This is a genomic window from Synechococcus sp. R5-15, from assembly GCF_047462035.1.
Lineage (GTDB): Bacteria > Cyanobacteriota > Cyanobacteriia > Thermostichales > Thermostichaceae > Thermostichus.
The window spans coordinates 1-6,212 of the sequence record NZ_JANSIK010000167.1 but is presented as its reverse complement, the minus strand read 5'-3'; the positions used below and the strand labels follow the sequence as shown (position 1 = coordinate 6,212).

The following is a 6,212-nucleotide window of genomic DNA, read 5'->3' as shown; positions in this document are numbered from 1 at the left end:
ATTGCGCTCTTGGGGGCTGTCGTAAACCAGCCTAGAGGTCCGGGCTTGTTTTGTTCTCTGGTAGAGCAGAGCAGGCCCAGGGCTACTGAAAGCCCGCTCTGTACCGCTTAGCGGTCGGAGCCGGGTAGTTTACCTCTACACCCCTCGGAAAGAAGCGCTATCATAGAAGTCTGTCGAATAAACTCCCTTCGTAAAACCTCGCGAGGCAGATCGGATGGATTGGGTAGAAAAGGTGCTGGAAAAGATCCGGGAATGGGTGGAACGTGTGATCGACACCCTGCTGGGGAACCCCCAGCCTCAACCTGCTCCCATTCCGGTAGAAGATGGATCCCATCGTCGTCGTTAATCCGACTGCCATTGCCCCCGGCGGCGAGCCTCTCAGCCTCTTGGTACTGCATGGCCCCAACCTCAACCTGCTGGGGGTGCGAGAGGTGGGCATCTACGGCTCAGTATCCCTAGAGCAGATCGATCAGGCTCTGCATCGGCAGGCAGAAATGCTAGGGGCGAAGCTGGAGATTCTCCAGTCCAACCATGAGGGGGTGCTCATCGATGCCATTCACCGTGCCCGCCAGCAGCATGTCGGCATTCTGATCAACCCTGGGGCCTACACCCACACCAGCATTGCTCTCCGAGATGCCATTGCAGCCGTAGGATTGCCCACTGTGGAAGTCCACCTAAGCAACATCCATCGCCGCGAGCCCTTCCGCCAGCACTCTTACATCGCCGCCGTAGCGATTGGGCAAATCAGTGGTTTTGGGGCGCAAAGCTACCTGTTGGGGCTACAGGCTCTGGTGCAACACCTGCGCCTGCAATCTGTGTAGGATCTGTGTAGGTGCCCTCAGCTCTCCAGGAACTCCTGCACGGCTGTGCGAATAAAAGCTTCATCCTCGGGGTTTTGATGAGGATTACCGGCCCGGTGCCCCCAAATGGAGGGGATGATCTTGTAAACCGCGTTCGGGATCCATTCTGCCTCAGCCCGACAATCTTCTGGGGTGAAATACAAATCCGTCTGGGCGGGCATCACCAATGTTTGGGCCTGAATTGCCCTCAAAGCAGCCCGATAATCTCCCCGGTGAATGGGGTTGTCGCTGATATCGCAGCGGATCCAAGTTTCGATCATCGATAGCAAATTCTGCGGATCCCGGCGGCGGTAATTGGCCTCCCAGCCTCGCTCTAGATAATCTTCGAGAGAGGCATACCCCAAGGATTCATAGCATTTTTGGTTGAAAAAAGGTTGGGAAACAGCCCAACTGGCGTAGATGTGGGCAAAAGCTCGCAGACCCCGCTCTGGGACACCCGTAAATCGGCGACCGTTCCAGGCGGGATCGGCAGTCAGGGCTGAGCGCAAACTCTCCAGAAAAACTCGATTGTGAACCGTGGTCTTGGCGGTGCCACAGAGGGCTACGATCCGTTCCACCCGCTCAGGAAACAGGGATCCCCAGTGATAGGCTTGCTGAGCCCCCATCGACCAGCCGTAGATCAGGCGGATGCGTTCGATCCCAAAGTGTTGGCGAATCAGGCTCTCCTGCAGGCGCACATTGTCCCAGTGGCTAAACCAGAAGCCGTCTTCCCGCAAGCCGCAGGCTGGATCGTTGCTGGGGGAAGTGGAAAGGCCATTGCCCAGCATATTGGGAATGAGGATAAACCACCGCTGCGGGTTGAGGATGCCGTCGGGACGAATCAGCCACTCCAGGTCGGGATGCTGAGCCCCATAGGAGGTGGGGTAGAGGATCAGGTTGTCTTTTCGGGGGGAAAGAGTCCCGTAGGTGGCGTAGGCGAGCGTGATTTGGGGCAGTTGGATCCCGCACTGTAGCTGAAAATCGTTCAGGCTCCAGGTGTAGTGAGTCATGCCTGAAATTGTTCAATCACCTGACGATGAACCCGCACATACCCCTGCCCTAGATGAGCCAGATGGGGCTTGAGGTATTGATGGGCATCGGCCAAAGCATGAAATGGAATGGAGGGGTAAAGGTGATGCTCAGCATGGTAAGGCATATTCCACATCAAAAAGCGGATCGGCCAAAGGGTAAGGGTGGTACGGGTATTGGAGAAGGGATCCTCGGTTTGGCTACAGCCTGTGTGCTCTGCCAGCAAAATGAAGCGCAAGATCGGCTGCCCTACCGCCAAAGGCAACAGCCACAGCCACACTATCCAGGGATCCCCCAGCAGAAGGGAGAGCAAGCTCCCAAGGCCGTAGACCCCTAGCTGCAACCGCACCGAACGAATGACCTCTTGGCGGGCCGATTCAGGAATGTAGGGATAGCCTTGCAACTGGCCGCCGGCTATGCGGATGTAGGTCTTCACCTTGCCGATCCACCAAGTCAAGCCGCTCAGCTCGAGCAAATACTCCGGCCAGCTCTGGGGTTTGGGATCCGACAGCTCCGGATCCTTGCCCGGAATCTGGGTATAGCGGTGGTGCCATTTGTGGTATCGGCGATAAAAAGTGCTGTTGTAAAACGAGAGCAAGCCCGCCACCCAGGCTACCCCGTCATTCAGTTTTGGGCTGGCAAAAGCGGTGCGGTGTACACATTCGTGCAAAGCAGCAAACATCGTCGCCAAACTGGCCCCGTAAACCACCAGCGCCGCCAGGGCAATCCAGCCATTGACACCTTTCTGGGTCACCCACAGGCTGCCACTCACCGCCATCACCGCCAAATGTCCCAAAAGCTGCCGGAGCCCGGCTGAATTGGAGCGGACATTCAGTTGTCTGAGGCGCTCGCTCGGGATCAACCGTTGCGGATCCGGCAAAATCGGTGTTGTCTCGACAGCCATGGCCTGTTCTTGTGAGCTACGAGAATGGATAGAAGTTATCCAATATCAAACCGAGGCCAGACCTTTCCGCCTGTGTCCAAGACAACAAAACCCCGGCCCAAGCTCCTAGCCATGACTGCGGGGATCCGGCTGACTGGGGAGGGCGCGCCTGCCCCGCTCCAGCTCAGACACCGGCCCGATGTTGGTCAACTGCAGGGGCTGTCCAGTTGCCAGAGCCAACACATTGGCTCGCAGAATCGACGGCGGCTGTTCGCCAATCGCCGATCCCAGCACTTCTCCCTGCCGATCCAAAAACAGAAAATGAGGGATGCCGTTCACCCGGTAGCGGCTCAGCTCCGGCAGCCACTTCGGATTGTCCACATTCAACATGACGAAGTTGACTTGATCGGCAAATTCCTGTTTCAGGCTGGCCAGGAGGGGTGCCATGGCACGACAGGTGCTGCACCAATCGGCATAAAACTCCACCAAAGAAGGTTTGCCATTGGCCTGAGCTTGCTCCCAAGGTATGGCCTCTTGGGCTAGAGCCTCTAGGTTGCTGCCCGCCTGACGACCCTGGCTGGCCAAAAACAAACCCACCGCTAAGAGCACAGCTGCCGCGGCAACCAGCCCGTTGCGCAACCGTTTTGCCCAGTCTTCCTTCATCTTTCCTCACCTTGCCATCCGCTGGATCTGACCTTAGCCGTCGCCTTCACCGTTTTAGCATCCCCCTCTCTCCCCCTGATGAGACCGATGAGTCCGGAGGCGCCTCTTGTCTGTTCTGCCTTGGGCAAGGATCCCGGCTGGAGAAGAGGGCCAGGTGAGCGATAATGGGTGCGGCGTTTGCACCGATGGCTCAGCGATGCGCATCTCCTTGAAGTGGCTGCGAGAACTGGTGGATTTCCAACTTTCACCCGAAGAACTGGGGGAGGCCCTCACCCTGGCGGGGTTTGAAGTGGAAGAGATCGAAGACCGCCGCACCTGGGCAGATGGGGTGGTTTTGGGCAGGATCCTGGCTGCCGAGCCTCACCCCAACGCCGACAAGCTGCAGGTTTGCCAGGTGGACTTGGGATCCAATCGGCCTGCCACCATTGTCTGTGGAGCTGCCAACGCCCGCCCTGGGATCCTGGTAGCAGTGGCCACGCCCGGCACCCATTTGCCCGCCCTCTCCCTCACCATTGCCAAAGCCGACAAGCGGGGGGTGATCTCGGAGGGCATGATCTGCTCTCTGGCCGAGCTGGGGCTGGAGAAATCTTCCGAAGGGATCCACGAATTCCCGCCCGACTTGGATCTGGAGGTTCATCCGCTTGGCTCTGATGTGCGTCCTCTTTTGGGCTTGGACGATGTGGTGCTGGATCTCACTTCCACCGCCAACCGGGCCGATGCCCTGAGCATGGTGGGGATCGCCCGCGAAGTGGCTGCCCTCACCCGCAACCCGCTGTGCCTGCCCCCCGTCAAGCCTCTTCAGGCCAAGCCCATCCCCAACTTTCAGTTGCGCATTGCCGACGCCAAGGCCTGCCCCGCCTACAGTGGCGTGTTGATCGAAGGGGTGAAAGTCGGCCCTTCCCCCGACTGGCTAAAACACCGACTGGCCGCTGCCGGCATGCGATCCATCAACAATGTAGTGGATATTACCAATCTGATCCTGCTGGAATGGGGCCAGCCTTTGCACGCCTTCGACTGGGATCGCCTGCTCCAGGTCATGGGCAAGAAAAAACCCACCATCGAGGTGCGCTTGGCCCAGCCGGGAGAAACCTTAAAGACCTTGGACGGCCAAACCCGCACCTTGCAAGCCGACAGTCATCTCATTGTGGCCGGCAGCCAACCGGTAGCTCTGGCCGGGGTCATGGGAGGGGAAGAAACCGAGGTCGGCTCGACCACCACCCGCATTTTCTTGGAAGCAGCCGTATTCGATCCGGCGGTGACGCGACGCTCGGCCCGGTCTCAAGGTCTGCGCACCGAGGCTTCCACCCGCTATGAGCGAGGGGTTAACTTTGCCACCCTCGATCAGGCCCGGGATCGGGCGGTGCAGTTGATCCTGGAACTGGCAGGGGGAGCAGTGGCCGGCCTCACCACCTTTGACCAGCGGCCCCCCCTGGAACGCACCCTGAAATTGCGGCTGTCGCGGCTGATCGATGTGTTGGGGGACGAGGTGCAGGCGGCGGATGTGGAGGAGATCCTATCTGCCTTGGGCTTTCAGCTCTCCCGTTGCGAAGGGGCCAATTCCCAGAGTGCCCTCTCCCCCGCTACCGAGACGGCAACCGTGGCCAGCTGCGTTTGGCAGGTCGTCGTTCCCCCCTATCGCCTGCGGGACATTGAGCGGGAGATCGACCTCATCGAGGAGTTTGCCCGTCTCTACGGCTATGACCGCTTCTCAGAAACCCTACCCACCGAGCCGCAGGTGGGATCCCTTTCGGCGCGGGAAACGTTCACCCGCCAGATCCGAGAAGTGCTGCGCGGCATTGGCCTGACAGAGGTATATCACATCTCCCTCTGCCCAGCGGAGGAGGATGGATCTTTGGTGAGGATTGCCAATCCACTTTCGCCTGAATATTCAGCCGTGCGCAATGCGCTACTTCCCGGCCTGGTGGAGGCCTTCCGCTTCAACTGGGATCAAGGCAACGGCCCGCTGCAAGCCTTTGAAATTGGCCGTGTCTTTGCCCATGCCCTTCCCCCTAACCCCCACCCTTACCGGGAAGCTGAGCATATCGGCGGCATCTTGGGCGGGGATCCCAATCCCCACGATTGGCAGCACCGCAACCGACCCATGGACTGGTTCGAGGCCAAGGGGCTGCTGGTCTCCGCTCTGGAGCGACTGGGATTTGGCCCGGAGTTTCGTCTGGATCCCCCTGAAGAGCAATCGTCCCTGCTTCACCCCGGTCGCCAGGCCAGTTTGTGGATTGAGGGATCCCGCATCGGTTTGTTCGGGCAACTGCACCCCCGCCTCTGTCAGGAAAAGGGGCTGCCAGATCAGGTCTATGGGTTTGAGCTGCAGTTGGATCCCTTGCTGGAAAGCCTGGAGAGACGGGGCATTGTGCAATTTGTCCCCTTTTCACCCTTTCCTGCTGCCGATCGGGATATCGCCTTCTTTGCGCCACTCGACCTTGCCGTTGGTGAGATCGAGAAGGTTATCCGTCGAGCGGGCGGAGAACTTCTCCAATCGGTGCAGCTTTTCGACGAGTACCGGGGCCAAGGAGTACCTGCAGGGCAGCGCAGCCTTGCCTTCCGCCTAGTGTACCGCGCTCCCGATCGCACCCTCACGGATGCGGAGGTAGAAGCTCTGCAAAACCAGGTGAGGGCGCAGTTGACAACACAATTTCCGGTGACCTTGCGCAGCTAGCCGACCCCTCTGTAGCTACTATAACATCCTCCCGGCGCTCGTCCTGTGGACAGGGCGCGGGCTACCCTTCCCGTCAGCAGGACGGAGTCCTTACCTCGCAGTTGGGCATTCCTGCCCCACGCCA

The 6,212-nt window shown here is 59.2% G+C and carries 6 protein-coding genes; 3 read left to right on the top strand and 3 right to left on the bottom strand.

Going from position 1 to position 6,212, the window contains the following annotated elements; translation table 11 throughout:
• Positions 1-214: 214 nt before the first annotated feature.
• Both NW839_RS12410 and aroQ read left to right on the top strand, forming a co-directional pair.
• Positions 215-346: a hypothetical protein gene (locus tag NW839_RS12410; protein ID WP_011434447.1), complete on the top strand. Its 132-nt coding sequence runs from the start codon at positions 215-217 to the stop codon at positions 344-346.
• Positions 324-821 (top strand): type II 3-dehydroquinate dehydratase, encoded by a 498-nt coding sequence (gene aroQ / locus NW839_RS12405; RefSeq protein WP_414344089.1) that lies wholly within the window; start codon positions 324-326, stop codon positions 819-821. Before NW839_RS12410 ends, aroQ begins: the two co-directional genes overlap by 23 nt.
• Before the next feature lie 17 nt (positions 822-838).
• Here the strand turns inward: aroQ and NW839_RS12400 are convergent, their stop codons facing one another.
• From NW839_RS12400 to NW839_RS12390, 3 genes are all read right to left on the bottom strand, one after another.
• Positions 839-1,849 (bottom strand): alpha/beta fold hydrolase, encoded by a 1,011-nt coding sequence (locus NW839_RS12400; RefSeq protein WP_011434449.1) that lies wholly within the window; start codon positions 1,847-1,849, stop codon positions 839-841.
• On the bottom strand, positions 1,846-2,772 hold the full coding sequence (locus NW839_RS12395) for a fatty acid desaturase family protein (protein ID WP_414352021.1): 927 nt from the start codon (positions 2,770-2,772) through the stop codon (positions 1,846-1,848). Before NW839_RS12395 ends, NW839_RS12400 begins: the two co-directional genes overlap by 4 nt.
• Before the next feature lie 105 nt (positions 2,773-2,877).
• Entirely contained in the window at positions 2,878-3,414 is a 537-nt protein-coding gene (locus NW839_RS12390) for a thioredoxin family protein (protein WP_011434451.1), read from the bottom strand.
• A gap of 196 nt (positions 3,415-3,610) precedes the next feature.
• Here NW839_RS12390 and pheT point away from each other — a divergent pair, with 196 nt between their 5' ends.
• On the top strand, positions 3,611-6,088 hold the full coding sequence (pheT, locus tag NW839_RS12385; protein WP_414352022.1) for a phenylalanine--tRNA ligase subunit beta: 2,478 nt from the start codon (positions 3,611-3,613) through the stop codon (positions 6,086-6,088).
• Positions 6,089-6,212: the final 124 nt, after the last annotated feature.

Excerpts from the sequence above, each read along its gene's own strand:
- NW839_RS12390 (WP_011434451.1), bottom strand. The coding sequence starts at position 3,414 with ATGAAGGAAGACTGGGCAAAACGGTTGCGCAACGGGCTGGTTGCCGCG.
- aroQ (WP_414344089.1), top strand. The coding sequence starts at position 324 with ATGGATCCCATCGTCGTCGTTAATCCGACTGCCATTGCCCCCGGCGGC.
- pheT (WP_414352022.1), top strand. The coding sequence starts at position 3,611 with ATGCGCATCTCCTTGAAGTGGCTGCGAGAACTGGTGGATTTCCAACTT.
- NW839_RS12400 (WP_011434449.1), bottom strand. The coding sequence starts at position 1,849 with ATGACTCACTACACCTGGAGCCTGAACGATTTTCAGCTACAGTGCGGG.
- NW839_RS12395 (WP_414352021.1), bottom strand. The coding sequence starts at position 2,772 with ATGGCTGTCGAGACAACACCGATTTTGCCGGATCCGCAACGGTTGATC.
- NW839_RS12410 (WP_011434447.1), top strand. The coding sequence starts at position 215 with ATGGATTGGGTAGAAAAGGTGCTGGAAAAGATCCGGGAATGGGTGGAA.